This is a genomic window from Streptomyces sp. NPDC050147, from assembly GCF_040660195.1.
GTDB lineage: Bacteria > Actinomycetota > Actinomycetes > Streptomycetales > Streptomycetaceae > Streptomyces.
This window is the reverse complement of sequence record NZ_JBFALJ010000011.1, coordinates 55,478-73,779: the sequence shown is the minus strand read 5'-3', so window position 1 is coordinate 73,779 and position 18,302 is coordinate 55,478. Positions and strand designations below refer to the sequence as shown.

19 protein-coding genes are annotated in these 18,302 nt (G+C 70.0%); 11 read left to right on the top strand and 8 right to left on the bottom strand.

Annotation, left to right across the window (positions count from 1 at the left end; translation table 11 throughout):
• The first annotated feature begins 230 nt into the window (after positions 1-230).
• Positions 231-1,043: a hypothetical protein gene (locus tag AB0I94_RS18600; RefSeq protein WP_363310647.1), complete on the top strand. Its 813-nt coding sequence runs from the start codon at positions 231-233 to the stop codon at positions 1,041-1,043.
• Positions 1,040-1,708, top strand: coding sequence for a class F sortase (locus AB0I94_RS18595; RefSeq protein WP_363310646.1), 669 nt, complete (start codon positions 1,040-1,042; stop codon positions 1,706-1,708). The genes AB0I94_RS18600 and AB0I94_RS18595 overlap by 4 nt, the downstream gene beginning before the upstream one ends.
• On the opposite strand, the gene AB0I94_RS18590 is transcribed toward AB0I94_RS18595, so the two are convergent.
• Both AB0I94_RS18590 and AB0I94_RS18585 read right to left on the bottom strand, forming a co-directional pair.
• A complete protein-coding gene (locus tag AB0I94_RS18590; RefSeq protein ID WP_363310645.1) occupies positions 1,660-2,874 on the bottom strand; it encodes a serine hydrolase domain-containing protein in 1,215 nt (404 codons plus the stop codon). The genes AB0I94_RS18595 and AB0I94_RS18590 overlap by 49 nt on opposite strands.
• A 147-nt stretch (positions 2,875-3,021) precedes the next feature.
• On the bottom strand, positions 3,022-3,396 hold the full coding sequence (locus tag AB0I94_RS18585; RefSeq protein ID WP_363310644.1) for a helix-turn-helix domain-containing protein: 375 nt from the start codon (positions 3,394-3,396) through the stop codon (positions 3,022-3,024).
• Positions 3,397-3,476: 80 nt separating this feature from the next.
• On the opposite strand from AB0I94_RS18585, the gene AB0I94_RS18580 reads away from it, so the two are divergent.
• The gene (locus tag AB0I94_RS18580) at positions 3,477-4,145 is read left to right on the top strand and encodes an NAD(P)-binding domain-containing protein (protein ID WP_363310643.1); all 669 of its coding nucleotides are present in this window, start codon (positions 3,477-3,479) and stop codon (positions 4,143-4,145) included.
• Here AB0I94_RS18580 and AB0I94_RS18575 read toward each other — a convergent pair.
• The 3 genes from AB0I94_RS18575 to AB0I94_RS18565 are packed head-to-tail and all read right to left on the bottom strand — an operon-like array spanning position 4,132 to position 6,108.
• A complete protein-coding gene (locus tag AB0I94_RS18575; RefSeq protein ID WP_363310642.1) occupies positions 4,132-4,299 on the bottom strand; it encodes a hypothetical protein in 168 nt (55 codons plus the stop codon). The genes AB0I94_RS18580 and AB0I94_RS18575 overlap by 14 nt on opposite strands.
• Positions 4,300-4,329: 30 nt before the next feature.
• Positions 4,330-5,028, bottom strand: a complete 699-nt coding sequence (locus AB0I94_RS18570; RefSeq protein ID WP_363310641.1) for a glycerophosphodiester phosphodiesterase — start codon at positions 5,026-5,028, stop codon at positions 4,330-4,332.
• A gap of 21 nt (positions 5,029-5,049) precedes the next feature.
• Complete coding sequence (locus tag AB0I94_RS18565) at positions 5,050-6,108, bottom strand: adenosine deaminase (protein ID WP_363310640.1); 1,059 nt, start codon at positions 6,106-6,108, stop codon at positions 5,050-5,052.
• 124 nt (positions 6,109-6,232) lie between these two features.
• Between AB0I94_RS18565 and AB0I94_RS18560 the strand changes: the two genes are divergently transcribed.
• Positions 6,233-6,922 carry a DUF4190 domain-containing protein gene (locus AB0I94_RS18560; protein WP_363310639.1) on the top strand — a complete coding sequence of 230 codons (690 nt, stop codon included), beginning with the start codon at positions 6,233-6,235 and terminating at the stop codon, positions 6,920-6,922.
• Positions 6,923-7,184: 262 nt separating this feature from the next.
• On the opposite strand, the gene AB0I94_RS18555 is transcribed toward AB0I94_RS18560, so the two are convergent.
• Positions 7,185-7,766 (bottom strand): NADAR family protein, encoded by a 582-nt coding sequence (locus AB0I94_RS18555; protein WP_363310638.1) that lies wholly within the window; start codon positions 7,764-7,766, stop codon positions 7,185-7,187.
• A gap of 176 nt (positions 7,767-7,942) precedes the next feature.
• On the opposite strand from AB0I94_RS18555, the gene AB0I94_RS18550 reads away from it, so the two are divergent.
• From AB0I94_RS18550 to AB0I94_RS18520, 7 genes are all read left to right on the top strand, one after another.
• On the top strand, positions 7,943-9,445 hold the full coding sequence (locus tag AB0I94_RS18550; protein WP_363310637.1) for a gamma-aminobutyraldehyde dehydrogenase: 1,503 nt from the start codon (positions 7,943-7,945) through the stop codon (positions 9,443-9,445).
• Between the two features lie 55 nt (positions 9,446-9,500).
• Entirely contained in the window at positions 9,501-10,745 is a 1,245-nt protein-coding gene (locus AB0I94_RS18545) for a spermidine/putrescine ABC transporter substrate-binding protein (protein ID WP_363310636.1), read from the top strand.
• Positions 10,746-10,804: 59 nt separating this feature from the next.
• Complete coding sequence (locus AB0I94_RS18540) at positions 10,805-11,965, top strand: ABC transporter ATP-binding protein (protein ID WP_363310635.1); 1,161 nt, start codon at positions 10,805-10,807, stop codon at positions 11,963-11,965.
• A complete protein-coding gene (locus AB0I94_RS18535) occupies positions 11,962-12,891 on the top strand; it encodes an ABC transporter permease (RefSeq protein ID WP_363310634.1) in 930 nt (309 codons plus the stop codon). The genes AB0I94_RS18540 and AB0I94_RS18535 overlap by 4 nt, the downstream gene beginning before the upstream one ends.
• Entirely contained in the window at positions 12,891-13,697 is an 807-nt protein-coding gene (locus tag AB0I94_RS18530; protein WP_363310633.1) for an ABC transporter permease, read from the top strand. Before AB0I94_RS18535 ends, AB0I94_RS18530 begins: the two co-directional genes overlap by 1 nt.
• Before the next feature lie 29 nt (positions 13,698-13,726).
• On the top strand, positions 13,727-15,145 hold the full coding sequence (locus AB0I94_RS18525; protein ID WP_363310632.1) for an FAD-dependent oxidoreductase: 1,419 nt from the start codon (positions 13,727-13,729) through the stop codon (positions 15,143-15,145).
• Between the two features lie 133 nt (positions 15,146-15,278).
• Positions 15,279-15,755 (top strand): hypothetical protein, encoded by a 477-nt coding sequence (locus AB0I94_RS18520; RefSeq protein WP_363310631.1) that lies wholly within the window; start codon positions 15,279-15,281, stop codon positions 15,753-15,755.
• A gap of 29 nt (positions 15,756-15,784) precedes the next feature.
• Here the strand turns inward: AB0I94_RS18520 and AB0I94_RS18515 are convergent, their stop codons facing one another.
• The gene (locus tag AB0I94_RS18515) at positions 15,785-16,525 is read right to left on the bottom strand and encodes a phosphatase PAP2 family protein (protein WP_363310630.1); all 741 of its coding nucleotides are present in this window, start codon (positions 16,523-16,525) and stop codon (positions 15,785-15,787) included.
• Positions 16,526-16,904: 379 nt separating this feature from the next.
• Positions 16,905-18,239, bottom strand: coding sequence for a 4-aminobutyrate--2-oxoglutarate transaminase (gene gabT / locus AB0I94_RS18510; protein ID WP_363310629.1), 1,335 nt, complete (start codon positions 18,237-18,239; stop codon positions 16,905-16,907).
• Between the last annotated feature and the right edge of the window lie 63 nt (positions 18,240-18,302).

The following is an 18,302-nucleotide window of genomic DNA, read 5'->3' as shown; positions in this document are numbered from 1 at the left end:
TTCGACGCACCCTCCTCACTTTGAACACCCACGAGTCTCGCTGCGTTTCATAGGTAACTGCATGGCCATCAATGAGGGGGCCAGCCGCCTCCGCGTCTTTGTCCCTTCAACTTCCATGCAGGCAAGGGGAGTTGATGCTCCGGTGGCGATCGGTGGATCGCTCGGGCATCACCCGGAGATCCGTACGACGCGCGGCTGTCCGCTTAGGATGCCGCAGAAGAGGAACGAACGTGATGCCCAAGCGAACCGGACTTCTCGCGGCGCTCGTCGCCCTGCCCGCCGCCCTTCTCACCGTGGTCGTCTCCTCCCCGGTGTACGCGGCGGACCCCCCGGCCTACCAGATCGACCTGGCGCAGCTGAACGACTCCGGCTCCACGGGCACGGCCCTCCTGAGCCTGCGCGGCAACGCGCTGACCGTGTGGATCAAGTCCGAGGGCCTGGTGCCGGGGCAGCCCTCGGCGCAGCACCTGCACGGGTCCACCGACGGGCACGACTTCCAGTGCCCGGACGGCGGCGACGACACGAACGGCGACGGCATCCTCGACAACACCGAGGCCACCGTCCACTACGGAGACATCAACATCTCGCTGACCGAGTCCGGCGCCACCGATGCGGGCAGCGGCCTCGCCGTGGACCGGATGCCGGTGGCCGACGCGCAGGGCAAGGTCTCCTACAAGCGGACCATCACCGTGGGGCAGGACGTGGTCGAGCACATCAAGGACCTGCACATCGTTCAGCACGGCGTCGACCGCAACGACAACGGCAAGTACGACTTCGAGGGCGCGGGCAAGAGCGAACTCGACCCGAAGCTTCCCCAGGAGGCCACCGCTCCGACCAACTGCGGTGTGGTCAAGGGCGCGGCCGTCGGCTCTGTCCCCGTCGGCGGGGTCGAGACCGGCGGAGGCACACAGGACCGTGCGTCCTTCGGGTCCGTGACCGGCGCCGCCGGGGCGGCGGCGGTGACGGCCGCCGCGGCACTGGTCCTCGCCAGGCGGCGCACGGTGCCCGCCGCCGCGGTCGCGAAGACCGGGGACGCCGCGTGAGCCGCTCGGCATGGCGGGTGTGGACCGGGGTCCGGCGTGCCTCGGCCGCCGCTGTCGCCGCCGTCGCGGCGGCTCTGGCGCTCACCGCGTGCGCGGGCCAGGGCGGCAGCGCCACCGCGCCCGCGCCTCCCCGCCAGAGCGCGGCCCAGGACGGCACGACGGGCGCCGCCACGCCGTCGACCGGATCGGGCAAGGCCGCCTCCACGCCCCTGGACCGGTCGGTTCCGCAACGTGTCGCCATCCCCTCCCTGGGCGTGTCCAGCGCGTTGGAGACGCTCGGGCAGGGCGCGGACGGGGCGATGACGACACCGAAGGACCCCGATCTGGCGGGCTGGTACGAACCGGGCCCCACCCCCGGCTCCAAGGGCCCGGCGGTGATCGCGGGCCATGTGACCTGGGACGGCGCGGACGCGGTCTTCAGGAAGCTGAAGACGATGAAGGCGGGGGACACGATCGAGGTCACACGCGAGGACGGCAGGACGGCCACCTTCTCGGTGGACCGTGTCGAGGAATTCCCGAAGAAGGAATTCCCCACCCTGGAGGTGTACAAGAACATCGACCACGCGGGGCTGCGCCTGATCACCTGCGGCGGTGAGTTCGACGCGGACCGGAACTACTACCCCAACAACGTCACGGTCTTCGCGAGCCTGACGGGCGTCGCGTAGGCGGTCCACGCGATCCGCTCGGCGACCGGGTTCATGTCCTTGCCCTTGGCGTCGGTCGCGTTGACCGAGTAGACGAGGGTGCGGGAACCGTCCTCGGTGGAGGCGATCATGTTCGTGTAGCCGTAGCGGGAGCCGGTCTTGAGCCAGACCACCGTGTCGTCGTCGATCTTCATCCGCTGGAGGCCTGCGCCGAACATGGCTTCCGGGACGCCCGGCGCCAGCTTCGGGCGGGTGAACATCTCCTTCAACTGCGGCTCGGGGACGACCTCTCCGTCGAACAGCGCCTGCGTGAAGACCTCCAGGTCGGCCGTGGAGGAGATCATGTCGCCCGCCGCGAAGCGGTCGTACTGGTTCCACTCGGTGACGTCGACGAGCCGGGTGGTGCCGTCCGGCTGCTTCACGCTCTGGTAGCCGCGATTGTGCGGGCCCCGGATGCGGAGGTCGGCGCCGGGGAAGTACGTGTCGCGCATGCGCAGCGGCCGGAAGATCCGCTCCCTCGCCTGATCGGCGTACGAATCGCCGGTGATCCGCTCGATCAGCAGACCGAGCACCGTGTAGTGGATGTTGCGGTAGTGCTGCTCGTCGCCGGGGTCGTTCTCGGGTCCCTTGGAGATGGCCGACGCGACGACCGTCCGGTGGTCCAGCGTGTCGTAGCGGTGGGCGTATTCGTCGTCGAAGCCGTCGCCGGCCTTCAGGCCGCTGGTGTAGTTGAGGAGGCTGCGGACGGGGATGGGCTCGAACCTCTTCTCCGGGTCCCGCTCCTGCTTCGGGAAGAGCTCCGGCATGTAGTGCTGCACCGGCTTGTCGAGGTCCAGCTCGCCCTCGGCCGCCAGTTGCAGCACCACGGCGGCGGTCACGATCTTTGTCGTCGACCCGGCGCGGAAGCGCCCGTGCGGGTCGGCCTTTCTCCCCGTAACCAGGTCGTGTACGCCGGAACTCCCGCGCCAGCTCCCGTCCGTGCCGCCGACGCGGACCAGGGCGGCGGTCGCGTCGGCGTTCGGGAGGCCCTTGATCGCGGCGCGCAGGGCCTTCCCGTCGGGCGCGGAGCCCTGAGCGGAAGCCGTCGCGGCCGGGGTACGCGTGTCCGCGAGGGAGGGGGCGGTCGCGGCGCCGGTGAGGCCGAGGACGAGAGCGGCCGCGAGAGCGGCGCGGGCAGGAAACCGCACAGTGGGACTCCAGGGGTGGCTGTGGTGTGGTGCTTCCCATCCTGGCGCTCTGGGTGGCAGGGCGGATCGTCACTGGGGAGGGCGGGAGTCGGACCAACCCTGAGGGGTCAACGCCCCTTCGTATTCAGGCAAGTTGGGGGATGTCCCCTAGGGGATGTCGGCGCCGGCGGCGGGGTGGTCGGCGCGCTCCTGCGCGGCCATCACCTCGTCGCCGTGGTCGAAGGCCCACGCCCCGAAGGCCTCGATCGGACCGAGCAAGGTACGTCCCAAGGCGGTGAGCTGGTACTCGACGCGGGGCGGCGACTCGGCGTACGACCGGCGCGAGACCAGGCCGTTGTACTCCAGGCGGCGCAGCGTCTCGGTGAGAATCTTGGGGCTGATGCCGCCGATCAGATCGAGCAGTTCATGCGGGCGGCGCAGGCCGTGCCGCAGGGCCCAGAGCGCCACCGCGTTCCAGGTGTTGGCGAGCAGGTCGAAGGCGAGCCGGGCGCGGCAGTCGGCAAGCAGGTTGTCGTCTCTCACGTACCGAATGGTGCCCGAGCCCTTTCCTACTGTCGTTCCGTACCCCGGTGACCGGGGCACCGGACAAGAGGGAGACAGGTATGCGGGCAGGCATCATCGGCACGGGCGGCATGGCGGACGCGCTCGGCACGCAGTGGGTGCGTGCCGGGCACGAAGTCCTGATCGGAGGCCGGGACGAGGGCCGCGCGGCGGCGCTCGCGGCGCGGATGGGCGCGGCGGGGCACGGGACACCGCGTGCTGCGGCGCAGTTCGGGGACGCGGTCCTGCTCGCCCTGCCGTACGCCGCGGGGGCCGCCGTCGTGGGCGAGCTCCGAGCGGCCCTGACCGGCCGGGTGCTGATCGACTGCTCCAACCCGGTGGGGCCGGGCTTCACCCTGCTCACCGAGGGCGGCCCGTCGGCCGCACGGCGGCTCGCCGACGCGGCGCCCGGAGCGCGGGTCGTCAAGGCGTTCAACCTCTGCCACCAGGACGTATGGCGGATGGACCCGCCGGTCTTCGGCGGCCGGCCGCTCGCGGTCCCGGTGTGCGGGGACGACCAGGGCGCGGTGGATGTCGTACGGGAACTGGTGAAGGACGCCGGATGTACGCCGTTCGCCGCGGGCGGTCTGGAGCGGGCCGGTCTGGTGGAGGCGACGGCGGCGCTGCTCATCGGGCTCTGGGTGGAGCAGGAGGTGGACGCGCAGGCCATCGCGCCGCCGCTCGCGTATGCCGCGGGGGCCCCGCAGGGCGGGTCCGTCACCTCGCCATGAGCAGGATGACGAGGACGATGCCGACCAGCAGAGCGAGGGTCAGCATGCGGCCTACGGGATGCCGTGGATTGAGGCGGTGGCCGCGATAGCCCCGTTCGTCGCGCTCGTACACGAAGAGCGGCTCTTCCCGCTTGTCGTCGTCGCTGTTCCCCATGCAACACAAGCTAGTTGAGGGACCGTCCGGCTACGAGAGCGCGCCGTCGGACCGCTCGCGCAGGGCATGCAGCGTGTCGATGCGGTTGGTCGTGATCGCGTCGACGCCGATGTCGAGGAGTCGGCGCATGGAGCGCTTCGTGTCCGGGGTCCAGGCCGAGACGAGCAGCCCCTGACGCCGCACCTGGGTGACCAGTTCGCGGTTGAGCAGCGAGAAGCGGTAGTTGAGCCAGCGCGGCTTGATCGCGTCGAGCACGGCGGCGCGTGGCGGGGCCAGGCTCGTCCAGGTCAGAGCGATCTCGGCGGCGGGATCCACCGCGCGCACCGCGAGCATCGTCCGGGCGCCCGCGCAGTAGTACACCCGCTCCGCCGCCCCGCAGTCGGCGATCACCCCGACGACCGCGCGCACGGACTCGGGTGTGGCGTCCGGAAGATCCACCATGAGCCGGTGGCCTTCGGTCGCCGCGACGGCCTCTTCCAGGGTGGGCACGCCGTCCTCGGTGAGGCCGCGCACCTCGTCCGCGGAGAGCACGGACAAGGGGCGGTCGAGCTCCCACAGGCGTTTGAGGGACGCGTCGTGCAGCAGGACGGGGACGCCGTCACGGCTGAGACGGACGTCGATCTCCACCGCGTCCGCGCCCCGTTGGAACGCGGAGCGCAGGGACGGAAGGGTGTTCTCGCGGACGCGGTAGGGATCGCCTCGGTGGGCCACGGCTGTCACGGTGCGCATGGGGCCCATTGTGCTGCCGCGCTAGGGGGCGAGCCAGGTCCGCGTGTACGTGTCGATCTCCGCGACGAGCTTCGCCTTGCCCGCCGGGTCGAGGAACGACGCGTCGACCGCGTTCTTCGCCAGGGCCGCGATGCCCCGCTCGTCGAGGTCGAGGAGGCGGGCGGCGACCGCGTACTCGTTGTTGAGGTCGGTGCCGAACATGGGCGGGTCGTCGGAGTTGACGGTGACCGGGACCCCGGCGGCGACGAACTGCTTGATCGGGTGCTCGTCGAGGGTGGCGACGGCGCGGGTCGCGATGTTCGACGTCGGGCAGACCTCGAGCGGGATGCGGTGCTCGGCGAGGTGGGCGAGGAGCTTCGGGTCCTGGGCGGCGCTGGTGCCGTGGCCGATGCGCTCGGCGCGCAGGTCGGTGAGGGCGTCCCAGATCGTCCCGGGCCCGGTGGTCTCGCCCGCGTGCGGGACGGAGTGCAGGCCCGCCGCGATGGCGCGGTCGAAGTACGGCTTGAACTGCGGCCGCGGGACGCCGATCTCGGGCCCGCCGAGCCCGAAGGAGACCAGGCCCTCGGGGCGCAGCTTGTCGGTGGTCGCGAGCCGGACCGTCTCCTCGGCGGATTCGAGCCCCGCCTCGCCGGGGATGTCGAAGCACCAGCGCAGTACGACGCCGAGCTCGTCCTCGGCCGCCTTGCGGGCGTCCTCTATGGCGTCCATGAAGGCGCGGTCGTCGATCCCGCGGCGCACGGAGCTGTAGGGGGTGACGGTCAGCTCGGCGTAGCGGATGTTCTGCCGGGCCATGTCGCGGGCGATCTCGAACGTGAGCAGGCGTACGTCGTCCGCGGTGCGGACCAGGTCCACGACCGAGAGGTATACCTGGATGAAGTGCGCGAAGTCCGTGAACGTGAAGAAGTCGGCGAGGGCCTCGATGTCCGTGGGCACCTTGGAGTCGGGGTGGCGGGCGGCGAGGGCCGAGACGATGCGGGGAGATGCCGAGCCGACGTGGTGCACGTGCAGTTCTGCCTTGGGCAGCCCTGCGATGAAGGCATGCGGGTCGCGTGGCTCACTGGTGCTGCGCGGATCGGTCACGGATTCCTCCCCAGGAACGGAAATGATCGGCTGATCGGTGGGTCGGGGATCATCGTAGGCGGCGTACCGTCGGCCGAGGGCGGTGGCCGTAGCATGACGGAACGTACGAAAGAGGTGACGCGGGATGTCCGACGGTTCGGCGGGGCGGGGCGCGTCCGAGGAGCGGGATCCCTGGGCTCCGCCGGCGGATGAGGGAGCGCCGGGGGCGCCGGGCGCGGGCGGGACGTCCTGGCCTGCTTCCGGGCCGGTTCCGCTGGAGAAGCGGGATCCGTGGGCCGCGCCGGCCGCGCCTCCGGCGGGTGCGGGGAGCCAGGGGGAGCCGGTGCCGCCGCCTCCGATCGGACCGGAGGGGCCCGGGCAGGTCCCTTACGGGTATCCCGGGTTCCCTGGGCCGCAGGGCGGGGCTCCCGGGCCGCAGGGCTACCCCGGATATCCCGGCTACCCGGGCTACCAGGGGCAGGGCCCTCCCGGATACGGCTGGCCCGCGATGCCGATGGCGCCCAACAACGGGATGGGCGTGACCGCGCTCGTCCTCGGGATCGTCGCGGCCGCCGTCTTCTGCCTGTGGCCCCTGGCGATCGTGCTCGGCGTCCTGGCGATCATCTTCGGTTCGATCGGGCGCGGCAGGGCGAAGCGCGGCGAGGCGACGAATCCCGGGCAGGCGCTGGCCGGGATCATCTGCGGGATCGCGGGCATCGTCCTGGGCGTGGCGCTGCTGGTGGTGCTGATCGTGACGCCGGACGACGTGTTCGAGGAGGACGGGGCGGCTTCGGGGGGCGGCAGCTACTCGGCTTCCGTGACCGTCGGCTCCTGACGTCGGCTTTTTCGGGCGGGTCGCCTTGTCTGTCGGCCCGCCTGAACCGCCGCTTCGCGGCGGATCTTTCCCGCCCACTCACCCGATCACCCCGCATCGGGGCCCTTCGCTCACCCTGCACCGCAGGGCAAACGGGTGGGCGGGCGAGACACCCGCAGCGAAGCGGCGGCTCAGGACGGGTCCAGCGCAAGTCCCTGGGCGGTGGCGCAAGGCCCCGCCCGGCGGCGTGGACGACCTAAGGCCCCCGGCGCCAGGGAACCGCCTAGCGCAAGCGGTCCCGCGCCTCCATCAACGCGAAGCCCAGCAGATTCGGCCCCCGCCACCTGTCCGGGTCCCGCGCCCGCTCGTCATCGGCCGCCAGGCCGATCCCCCAGACGCGGTCCAACGGGCTCGCCTCCACAAGCACCCGCGACCCCGTGCCGACGAGGAACGAGGAGAGCGCGGCGGTGGACGCGAACTTGTGCACGCTGCCCTCGACCACGATCCCGAACCGCTCCCGGGCCCATATCTCCTCGTCGAACCCCCGCACCAGACGCCCCGCGTTCTTCGCCTCGGCGGGCGTGCGCGAGACGAGGACCGCCCGCTCCGCCTCCGCGTCCCCGAAGAGCCGCGCCTTGGCCGCCATCATCCAGTGCTCCGCCGTCCCGTACTCCACCCCGTCCACGGTGAACGGCGACAGCCACCACTGGCTGAGGCAGCTCGCGCCGAGCGTCCCGTCACGGCGCGGCGTGTGGCCCCAGAAGTGCAGATACTTCACATGCACGCCCGCCCGCACCGCCGTGACCAGCGCGTCCACCGAGTCGATCTTCGTCATACACGCGAGCATGGCACGCACCACTGACATACCGTCCTGGGTTTTCCAGGACGACTCGACACCTGGTCGACAGATTCCGTCGCGTAACCAAAAGGCAACAACGGAATCACTTGTTGGAGTACCACTGCTCTGTCAGGATCGGCACTCAAATCGATCTGGAGCTACGCCGACCCCCTGGGACGGGGACGACGGCGGAGGAGAGCGTCATGCACAACTTCCAGGCGCAGGACCACTTCGCGGAAGGCGCGCAGTACATCGCGGGACGGCTGACCAAGGGCACCTCAGGGCGCTCCCACGCCGTCGTCGACCCGGCCACCGGCGACGAGGTCCACCGCTACGAACTCGCGGGCGAGAAGGACGTCGACGCCGCTGTCGCCGCCGCCGCGCGGGCCTTCCCCGAGTGGGCGGGCGCGACCCCCGGCGAGCGCTCCGACGCCATGCACCGCTTCGCGGGCGTCCTTGCCGAGCGCGCCGAGGAGTTCGCGCAGGCCGAGTCGCTCCAGTGCGGCAAGCCCATCAAGCTCAGCCGGGAGTTCGACGTACCGGGGACGGTCGACAACGCCGCGTTCTTCGCGGGCGCGGCCCGGCATCTCCAGGGCCAGTCGGCCGGTGAGTACTCCGGCGACCACACCTCGTACGTACGGCGTGAGCCCATCGGAGTCGTCGGCTCCATCGCCCCCTGGAACTATCCCCTCCAGATGGCCGCCTGGAAGGTCCTTCCCGCCATCGCCGCGGGCAACACGATCGTCCTCAAGCCGGCCGAGCTCACCCCCTTCACCTCGCTGCTCTTCGCGCGGGCCGCCACCGAGGCGGGCATCCCCGACGGCGTCGTCAACATCGTCAGCGGCGCCGGGCGGGACGCGGGGGAGCGGCTCGTGGGCCACCCCGATGTCGCCATGACCTCCTTCACCGGGTCCACCGGCGTCGGCAAGCGCGTCGCCGAGATCGCCACCTCCACCGTGAAGCGGCTGCACCTGGAGCTCGGCGGCAAGGCCCCGTTCGTCGTCTTCGACGACGCCGACCTCGATGCCGCCGTCCACGGCGCGGTCGCCGGCGCCCTCATCAACACCGGGCAGGACTGCACCGCCGCCACGCGCGCGTACGTGCAACGCCCGCTGTACGACGCCTTCGTGGACGGCGTGGCCGCGCTCATGGAGAGCGTGCGGCTCGGTGACCCGTTCGCCCCCGACACCGACCTCGGGCCGCTCATCTCGCACGTCCACCGCGACCGCGTCGCCGGTTTCGTCGACCGGGCACGCTCCTACGCGCGCGTGGTCACCGGCGGCGAGGCGCTCGACCACCCCGGGGCCTTCTACAAGCCCACCCTCATCGCCGACGCCGCTCAGGACAGCGAGATCGTGCAGTCCGAGATCTTCGGGCCCGTTCTCGTGGTGCTGCCGTTCGACTCCGACGAGGAAGGCATCCGGCTCGCCAACGACACCCCGTACGGACTGGCCGCCTCCGCCTGGAGCCGCGACGTGTTCCGCGCCAACCGCGCCACCCGCGAGATCAAGGCGGGCTGCGTGTGGGTCAACGACCACATCCCGATCCTCAGCGAGATGCCGCACGGCGGATACAAGGCCTCCGGCTACGGAAAGGACATGTCCGCCTACTCCTTCGAGGAGTACACGCAGATCAAGCACGTCATGTTCGACAACACCGCGGTCGTCCGCAAGGACTGGCACCGCACGATCTTCGGGGACCGATAGTCGTCAGGCCGCCCGACCAGCGGCCGCACACCCTCCCGAAAGGGCAACCAAGCGCATGGAGCAGTACGAGCCTCATCCCCTCTCCCCGGCCCAACTGGCCGCCATGCACCGCAGCCTCAGGAACGGCAGGGCCTCCCTCACCCGCCGTTCGCTGCTGCGCGCCTCGGCGAGCGGCGCGTTCGCCGTGGGCGGCCTCGGGGCACTGAGTGCCTGCGGGATCCCGGCCGCGAGCAAGGGCCAGGGCGACGTCTCGTCCGAGGACCACTCGGACAAGGAGAAGCGGATCACCTTCTCCAACTGGACCGAGTACATGGACGTCGACGACGACGAACGCCGCCCCACCCTGGACGCGTTCACGAAACGCACCGGGATCAAGGTCAAGTACACCGAGGACATCAACGACAACGTCGAGTTCTTCGGGAAGCTCAAGCCGCAGCTCGCGGCGGGCCAGGACACCGGCCGCGACCTGATCTGCGTCACCGACTGGCTCGCGGCCCGGCTCATCCGCTTCGGGTGGGTCCAGAAGCTGGACCCGGCCAACCTGCCGCACGCGTACACCAACCTGGCCGCCCAGTTCCGCAACCCGGACTGGGACCCGGGGCGGGCCTACTCGTACCCCTGGACCGGCATCTCCACGGTCATCGCGTACAACAAGAAGGCGACCGACGGCGAGGAGATCACCTCGGTGTCGCAGCTCCTGGACAACCCCAAGCTCAAGGGCCGCGTCGGTTTCCTCTCCGAGATGCGCGACAGCGTCGGCATGACGCTCATCGACATGGGCAAGGACCCGGCGAAGTTCACCGACGACGACTTCGACGCGGCCATCGCCCGCCTCCAGAAGGCCGTCGACAAGAAGCAGATCCGCCGCTTCACGGGCAACGACTACACGTCGGACCTCGACAAGGGTGACCTCGCCGCGTGCCTCGGCTGGGCGGGCGACATCGTCCAGCTCCAGGCCGACAACCCCGACATCGCCTTCCACATCCCCGACCAGGGCTACATCACGTCGACGGACAACCTGCTCGTCCCCAACAAGGCGCGCCACAAGTCCAACGCCGAACGGCTCATCGACTACTACTACGAGCCCGAGCCCGCCGCCCGCCTCGCCGCGTACATCAACTACGTCTGCCCCGTGGACGGCGTGCGCCCCGAGCTCGCCAAGCTCGACAAGGACGCCGCGAACAACCCGCTGATCCTTCCGGACAAGGAGATGGCCGCGAAGTCGCACGGGTTCCGCTCCCTGACGCCGAAGGAAGAGACGGCGTACGAGGAGAAGTTCGCCAAGCTGACCGGTTCCTAGGCCGTGCGCTCGCGCCCGTTCGTAGTTCCCACGCCTCCCCTCGACCCCCTGGACGCACCATGACGACTGCTACAGAACACGGCGGCGACGTCCGCCTCACCGGGATCAGCAAGACGTACGGCTCCTTCAAGGCCGTCCGCCCGCTGGACCTCACCGTGCCGCAGGGCTCCTTCTTCGCGCTGCTCGGCGCGTCCGGCTGTGGCAAGACCACCACGCTCCGCATGATCGCGGGTCTTGAGGAGCCCAGCACGGGCACCGTCCACCTGGGCGAGCAGGACGTCACGGCGCTGCCGCCGTACAAGCGGCCCGTCAACACCGTCTTCCAGTCGTACGCGCTCTTCCCGCACCTCGACATCTTCGAGAACGTCGCCTTCGGCCTGCGCCGCCGCGGCATCAAGTCGGTGAAGGGGCAGGTCGGCGAGATGCTCGACCTCGTGCAGCTCGGCGAACAGGCCCGCAAGAAGCCGCACCAGCTCTCCGGCGGCCAGCAGCAGCGCGTCGCCGTCGCCCGCGCCCTGATCAACCACCCCAAGGTGCTGCTCCTCGACGAGCCGCTCGGCGCCCTCGACCTCAAGCTGCGCCGCCAGATGCAGCTCGAACTCAAGCGCATCCAGACCGAGGTGGGCATCACCTTCATCCACGTCACGCACGACCAGGAGGAGGCCATGACCATGGCCGACCAGGTCGCGGTGATGAACGCGGGCCAGGTCGAACAGCTCGGCGCCCCCGCCGACCTCTACGAGAACCCCCGCACCACCTTCGTCGCCAACTTCCTCGGCACGTCCAACTTCATCGAGGCCGAGATCGCCGGACGCAGCGGCGACGACCTCACCCTCAAGGCCTGCGACAGCAAGCTCACCCTGCCCGCCGCGCGATGTACGGCGCCCACCACCACCGGGGGCAGAGTCATCCTCGGCGTACGCCCCGAGAAGATCTCCCTCACGCACGCCGACGACGCGGGGCAGATCCCCGAGGGGCGCAACCGCATCACGGGCCGCATCGCCGACAGCAGCTTCATCGGCGTCTCGACGCAGTACGTCATCAACAGCCCGCTCTGCGACGCCTTCGAGGTCTACGCCCAGAACATCGAGCGCGATACCCGCCTCGTCCCCGGCGTCGAGGTCGTCCTGCACTGGAACCCCGCGCACACCTTCGGCCTGGACGCCGCCCAGGACATCGAGGCGGGCGTCGAGAAGGTCGAGGAGGACGCCTCCGCATGACGACCACCCTCACCAGAACGCCCCCGGCGAAAGAGCCCGAGGCGCCGCCACGCAAGACCCGCAAGCGGGGCCGCCTCGTCCCCTACTGGCTGCTGCTGCCCGGCATCCTCTGGCTCGTCGTCTTCTTCGCGCTGCCGCTGGTCTACCAGGCCTCGACATCCGTACAGACGGGCTCCCTCGAAGAGGGCTTCAAGGTCACCTGGCACTTCGCCACCTACTCGGACGCGCTGAGCGACTACTGGCCGCAGTTCCTGCGCTCGGTCCTGTACGCGGGCGCCGCCACGATCCTGTGTCTGCTGCTCGGCTATCCGCTCGCGTATCTGATCGCGTTCCGCGCGGGCCGCTGGCGCAACCTCATCCTGGTCCTGGTCATCGCGCCGTTCTTCACCAGCTTCCTCATCCGTACGCTGGCCTGGAAGACGATCCTCGCGGACGGCGGGCCCGTCGTGGGCGCCCTCAACTCGCTGCACGTCCTGGACGTCACCAGCTGGCTGGGTGTCACGGAAGGTGACCGGGTCCTGGCCACACCGCTGGCGGTGATCTGCGGACTCACGTACAACTTCCTGCCGTTCATGATCCTGCCGCTCTACACCTCCCTGGAGCGCATCGACGGCCGGCTGCACGAAGCCGCCGGTGACCTCTACGCGAAGCCGTCCACGACCTTCCGCAAGGTGACCTTCCCGCTCTCCATGCCGGGTGTCGTCTCCGGCACGCTGCTCACCTTCATCCCCGCGGCGGGCGACTACGTCAACGCGGATCTGCTCGGCTCCACCGACACCCGCATGGTCGGAAACGTCATCCAGACGCAGTTCCTGCGCATCCTGGACTACCCGACAGCCGCGGCCCTGTCCTTCATCCTCATGGCCGCGATCCTCGTCATGGTCACCTTCTACATCCGGAAGTCCGGGACGGAGGATCTCGTCTGATGGCTGCCTTCTTCCGCTGGCTCCGCGGCAAATTCGTCGTCATCGCGGGTCTGCTGACGCTCGCGTATCTGCTGCTGCCGAACGTCGTCGTGACGGTGTTCTCCTTCAACAAGCCGAAGGGCCGCTTCAATTACGCCTGGCAGGACTTCTCGCTCGACGCGTGGAAAGACCCCTGCGGTGTCGCCGACATGTGCGGCTCGCTCTCGCTGAGCCTGCAGATCGCGTTCTGGGCGACGATCGGCGCGACCCTGCTCGGCACGATGATCGCCTTCGCGCTCGTGCGCTACCGCTTCCGGGCGCGCGGGGCGGTCAGCTCGCTGATCTTCCTGCCGATGGCGATGCCCGAGGTCGTCATGGCCGCCTCGCTGCTCACGCTCTTCCTCAACATGGGAGCGCAGCTCGGCTTCTGGACGATTCTCATCGCCCACATCATGTTCTGCCTCAGCTTCGTGGTGACCGCCGTCAAGGCGCGCGTGATGTCCATGGACCCGCGCCTGGAACAGGCCGCACAGGACCTCTACGCGGGCCCCGTGCAGACCTTCGTCCGGGTCACGCTGCCGATCGCCGCACCGGGAATCGCGGCGGGCGCGCTGCTCGCCTTCGCGCTCTCCTTCGACGACTTCATCATCACGAATTTCAACGCGGGCTCGACCGTGACGTTCCCCATGTTCGTCTGGGGATCGGCACAGCGCGGTACGCCCGTTCAGATCAATGTCATCGGTACGGCGATGTTCCTTGTCGCCGTGCTCCTGGTGCTCGGCGGAATGATCGTCTCCAAGCGCCGCAGCAAGCAGGCAAAGTCATAGCTCCGAACATTCTGAAGGAGTTGGAAATCATGGCCCCAAGCGCCATGACCCGCTGGACCAAGTCCCTTTCCGACGCCCAGCCCCTCTCGTACTGGCTGGACGACCCCGGCAAGCCTCGCGCCGAGCCCGCCCTCACCGCCGACGAGCAGTGCGACCTGCTTGTCGTCGGCGGCGGCTACAGCGGTCTGTGGACCGCGCTGATCGCCAAGGAACGCGACCCGGACCGCGACGTGATCCTGGTCGAGGGCCGGGAGGCGGGCTGGGCCGCCTCCGGCCGCAACGGCGGCTTCTGCGCCGCGTCCCTCACCCACGGCATCTCGAACGGCCTGTCCCGCTGGCCCGGTGAGATCGCGAAGCTGGAGGAGCTCGGCGCCCGCAACCTCGACGAGATCGAGGCGGCCGTCAAGCGCTACTCCATCGACTGCGACTTCGAGCGCACCGGCGAGATCGACGTGGCCACTCAGCCGCACCAGCTCGCCGAACTGCACGAGATGTACGACGAGATGGCGGAGCACGGCCTCGCGGACGGCTCCGAGCTGCTCGACGCGGACTCCGTGCGCGCCCACGTCGACTCGCCGACCTTCCTCGGCGGCCTCTGGGACCGCGAGGGCGTCGCCATGCTCCACCCGGCGAAGCTCGCCTGGGGACTCAAGCGCGCCTGCCTGGAGAAGGGCGTACGCGTCTACGAGCACACGCCCGCGCTCCAACTCGCCTCTTCCGGCGCCGGCATGGCCGTACGCACCCCGTACGGCCGGATCCGCGCCCGCCAGGTCGCGCTCGCCACGAACATCTTCCCGTCGCTGGTCAAGCGCGTCCGCGCGTACACCGTCCCGGTCTACGACTACGCCCTGATGACGGAGCCGCTGACCGAGGAGCAACTGGCGGCCATCGGCTGGAAGAACCGTCAGGGTCTCGGCGACAGCGCCAACCAGTTCCACTACTTCCGGCTCTCCGCCGACAACCGCATCCTGTGGGGCGGTTACGACGCGATCTATCCGTTCGGCGGCAAGCTGCGCGCCGAGCACGACCACCGCCCCGAGACGTACGCGAAGCTCGCGGGCCACTTCTTCACCTGCTTCCCGCAGCTGGAGGGGGTCCGGTTCACGCACGCGTGGGGCGGCGCGATCGACACCTGCTCGCGCTTCTCGGCGTTCTTCGGCACGGCCCACGCGGGACGCGTCGCGTACGCGGCGGGGTACACCGGACTCGGGGTCGGGGCCACGCGCTTCGGCGCGGACGTCATGCTGGACCTGCTCTCCGGTGAGCGCACGGAGCGTACGTCCCTGGAGATGGTGCGCACGAAGCCGCTGCCTTTCCCGCCCGAGCCGTTCGCGTGGACGGGCGTCGCCCTGACCAAGTGGTCGCTCGCGCGGGCGGACGAGAACGGCGGCAGGCGCAATCTGTGGCTGAAGACGATGGACAAGCTGGGACTGGGCTTCGACAGCTGACCGGATCCGGGCCCGCGACGGCTCGCTGTCGACTCTTCGTCAACAAGTTCCCGAAACCCGCGTAATGCTCCGGCCGTTTCTCCCTCTCTCCTGTGACAGGCACAGCTGCCCCACAGGAAGAGGAGGTCCCGCCATGAGTGGATCGGGCTCGGGAGCGAAGTCGGCGGTCGAGTGGCTGGTCTCGGTGGCGCCGGATCCGGACGCCTGCCGCTGGGAGTGGGAGCGCAATCCACTGGGGGTCGCGCTCCTGCCCGCGGGCAGGCTCTGGGACGTGCTCATCCTCGCGGGCGAACTCGGTTATCCCACGCTCGACGTCCTGACCCGTTGCGTCGACCGCCCGGGCCCGGTGCTCGCGGACTTCGGCGACTCCCGCATGGGGTTCTTCGTGCCGGCGGGCACCGTGGCCCGCTGGCTCGGCACGGGCGTGCGGGGGGCGGGGCGCGGCACTTGGATCGTGGTCCCCTACCCGGGGCGCGCCACGGGCGGCGTCCGCTGGCTCGTCCAGCCCGACGGGTCGGGCACGCTGACGGACCCGGCGCTGCTTGAACTGGCGATGCATGAGGCGGCGGCGCGGCTGACGCCGCGGGACGGGGAGCAGGCGGGGGAGTAGCGCGGCCGGTGAGGGGCGAGAACGGACGGCTACTTCGGCCGAGCGGTGTGCGTACTCGTACCCGTACCCGTACCCATGGCTGTGTCCGCGTCGCTGTCGGCGGGGCGGCGGCCGTACCGCACCACCACGAGCACCATCACCTGCGACACCATCCCGAACAGACACCAGCTAGCCACGACGTCCAGTGGCCAGTGGTAGCCGCGGCGCACGAGGCCGAGCCCGACCCCGAAGTTCAACAGGGCGCAGGCGATGACCAGCTCACGCCGTGCGTACGTGCCGCGCAGATACGGCAGCAGGAGCAGCGCCGCCCCGCCGTAGGCGACCATGGCGGTGGCGGTGTGCCCCGAGGGGTAGTAGCCGCTGCCGTCCATGCCGGGCGGACCGGTGCGGCCGATGAGTTCCTTGAGCGGGATCACGAGCACCGGGACCACCGTCATGGCCACGGCGGCGACGGCCGGGGCCAGCCACCAGCGGAACGTACCGGCCCGGTGGCCGCGCCAGGCCGCGTAGGCGATGGCGGCGGCGAGGAACGGCACGGCGACGGCGACCCCGCCCAGATCGGCGAGGAGTTCGGCGGCGCCGTCCGGCAGGCGGCTTCCGGTGATCCAGGGGCCGAGCCGCTCGTCCGCGTCGCGGAGGGGGCCGTCGGCGATCACTTGCCAGGTGATGAGCGCGAAGAGCAGCGCGCAGAGGCAGAAGAGGAGAGTGGTCGGCCGCCCCGGAACAGGGGGGGTAGTTCCGAGGCGGCCGTCCTGACCGGTGTGCCGCACGCCCCGGGGGGTTTGGAGCGGGCGGCCATCCGATCGGTGAGGAGTTCCAGAGCCAGTGACTCCGGGTGTGTGCGCGAGGGCACGACCAAGACGGGGCTGGGGAGGCTCCGTCCCGGTGTCGCCCACAGTCCCCTGTGGGCGGGGTGTTTCTCTCATCTGCAGAAACCGTACGTCAGCCGGTGGCGGCCCGACAGACGGAATGGCAACCCGGCATGGGTCCCGCACACGTTCTTCACATGCCCTGACGGTCACCCCAGGTCACGGCTCTCGCACCGTGCGCCGTACATACACGTCAGGGCATGTACGGATACATGCGGAGCCGGGATCTTCCCTGTATGGGGTGATCCCGGCTCCTTCAGGTGCTGTACGCCGTAGGCGGTCAGATGCGCGAGAAGGCCGCCTCGATGATGTCCAGGCCCTCGTTCAGGAGGTCGTCGCCGATGACCAGCGGCGGCAGGAAGCGCAGGACGTTGCCGTACGTGCCACAGGTGAGGACGAGCAGGCCCTCCGCCTGGCAGGCCTTGGCGAGCGCGGCCGTCGCCTCGGGGTTCGGCTCCTTGGTGGCGCGGTCCTTGACCAGCTCGATGGCGATCATCGCGCCACGGCCGCGGACGTCGCCGACGATGTCGTACTTCTCCGCGATGGCGTTGAGGCGGGCCTTCATCGTGGCCTCGATCGCCTTCGCCTTGCCGTTGAGGTCGAGCTCCTTCATGGTCTCGATGGCGCCGAGCGCACCGGCGCAGGCCACCGGGTTGCCGCCGTAGGTGCCGCCGAGGCCGCCGGAGTGCGGGGCGTCCATGATCTCGGCGCGGCCGGTGACGGCGGCGAGCGGCAGACCGCCCGCGATGCCCTTGGCGGTCGTGATCAGGTCGGGGACGATGCCCTCGTCCTCGCACGCGAACCACTGACCCGTGCGGCAGAAGCCGGACTGGATCTCGTCCGCGACGAAGACGATGCCGTTGTCGTTGGCGAACTTCACGATCGCCGGCAGGAAGCCCTTCGCGGGCTCGATGAAGCCGCCCTCGCCGAGGACCGGCTCGATGATGATCGCGGCGACGTTCTCCGCGCCGACCTGCTTGCTGATCTGGTCGATGGCCTGCTTGGCGGCCTCGGGTCCGGCGTTCTCCTCGCCCGTCGGCCAGCGGTAGCCGTACGCCACCGGGACGCGGTAGACCTCGGGCGCGAACGGACCGAAGCCGTTCTTGTACGGCATGTTCTTGCTGGTCAGGGCCATCGTGAGGTTGGTCCGACCGTGGTAGCCGTGGTCGAAGACGACGACGGCCTGGCGCTTGGTGTGCGCACGGGCGATCTTGACGGCGTTCTCGACGGCCTCGGCGCCGGAGTTGAAGAGCGCGGACTTCTTCTCGTGGTCACCCGGGGTCAGCTCCGCGAGCTGCTCGGCGACGGCGACGTACCCCTCGTACGGAGTGACCATGAAACAGGTGTGCGTGAAGTCGGCGAGCTGTGCGGTCGCACGGCGTACGACGGCCTCGGCGCTGGCACCGACGGACGTCACGGCGATGCCGGAACCGAAGTCGATGAAGCGGTTGCCGTCGACGTCCTCGATGATGCCGCCACCCGCGCGCGCCGCGAAGACAGGCAGCACGGAACCCACGCCACCGGCGACCGTGGCGGTACGGCGGGCCTGCAGTTCCTGAGACTTCGGCCCGGGAATGGCGGTGACGACGCGGCGCTCCTGCGGAAGTGCGGTCATGGGGTGCTCCTGGGGGTGGGGCGAGGCGGACGCTCGATGCTTGTTTTCGTTGCTGCTTTCTTT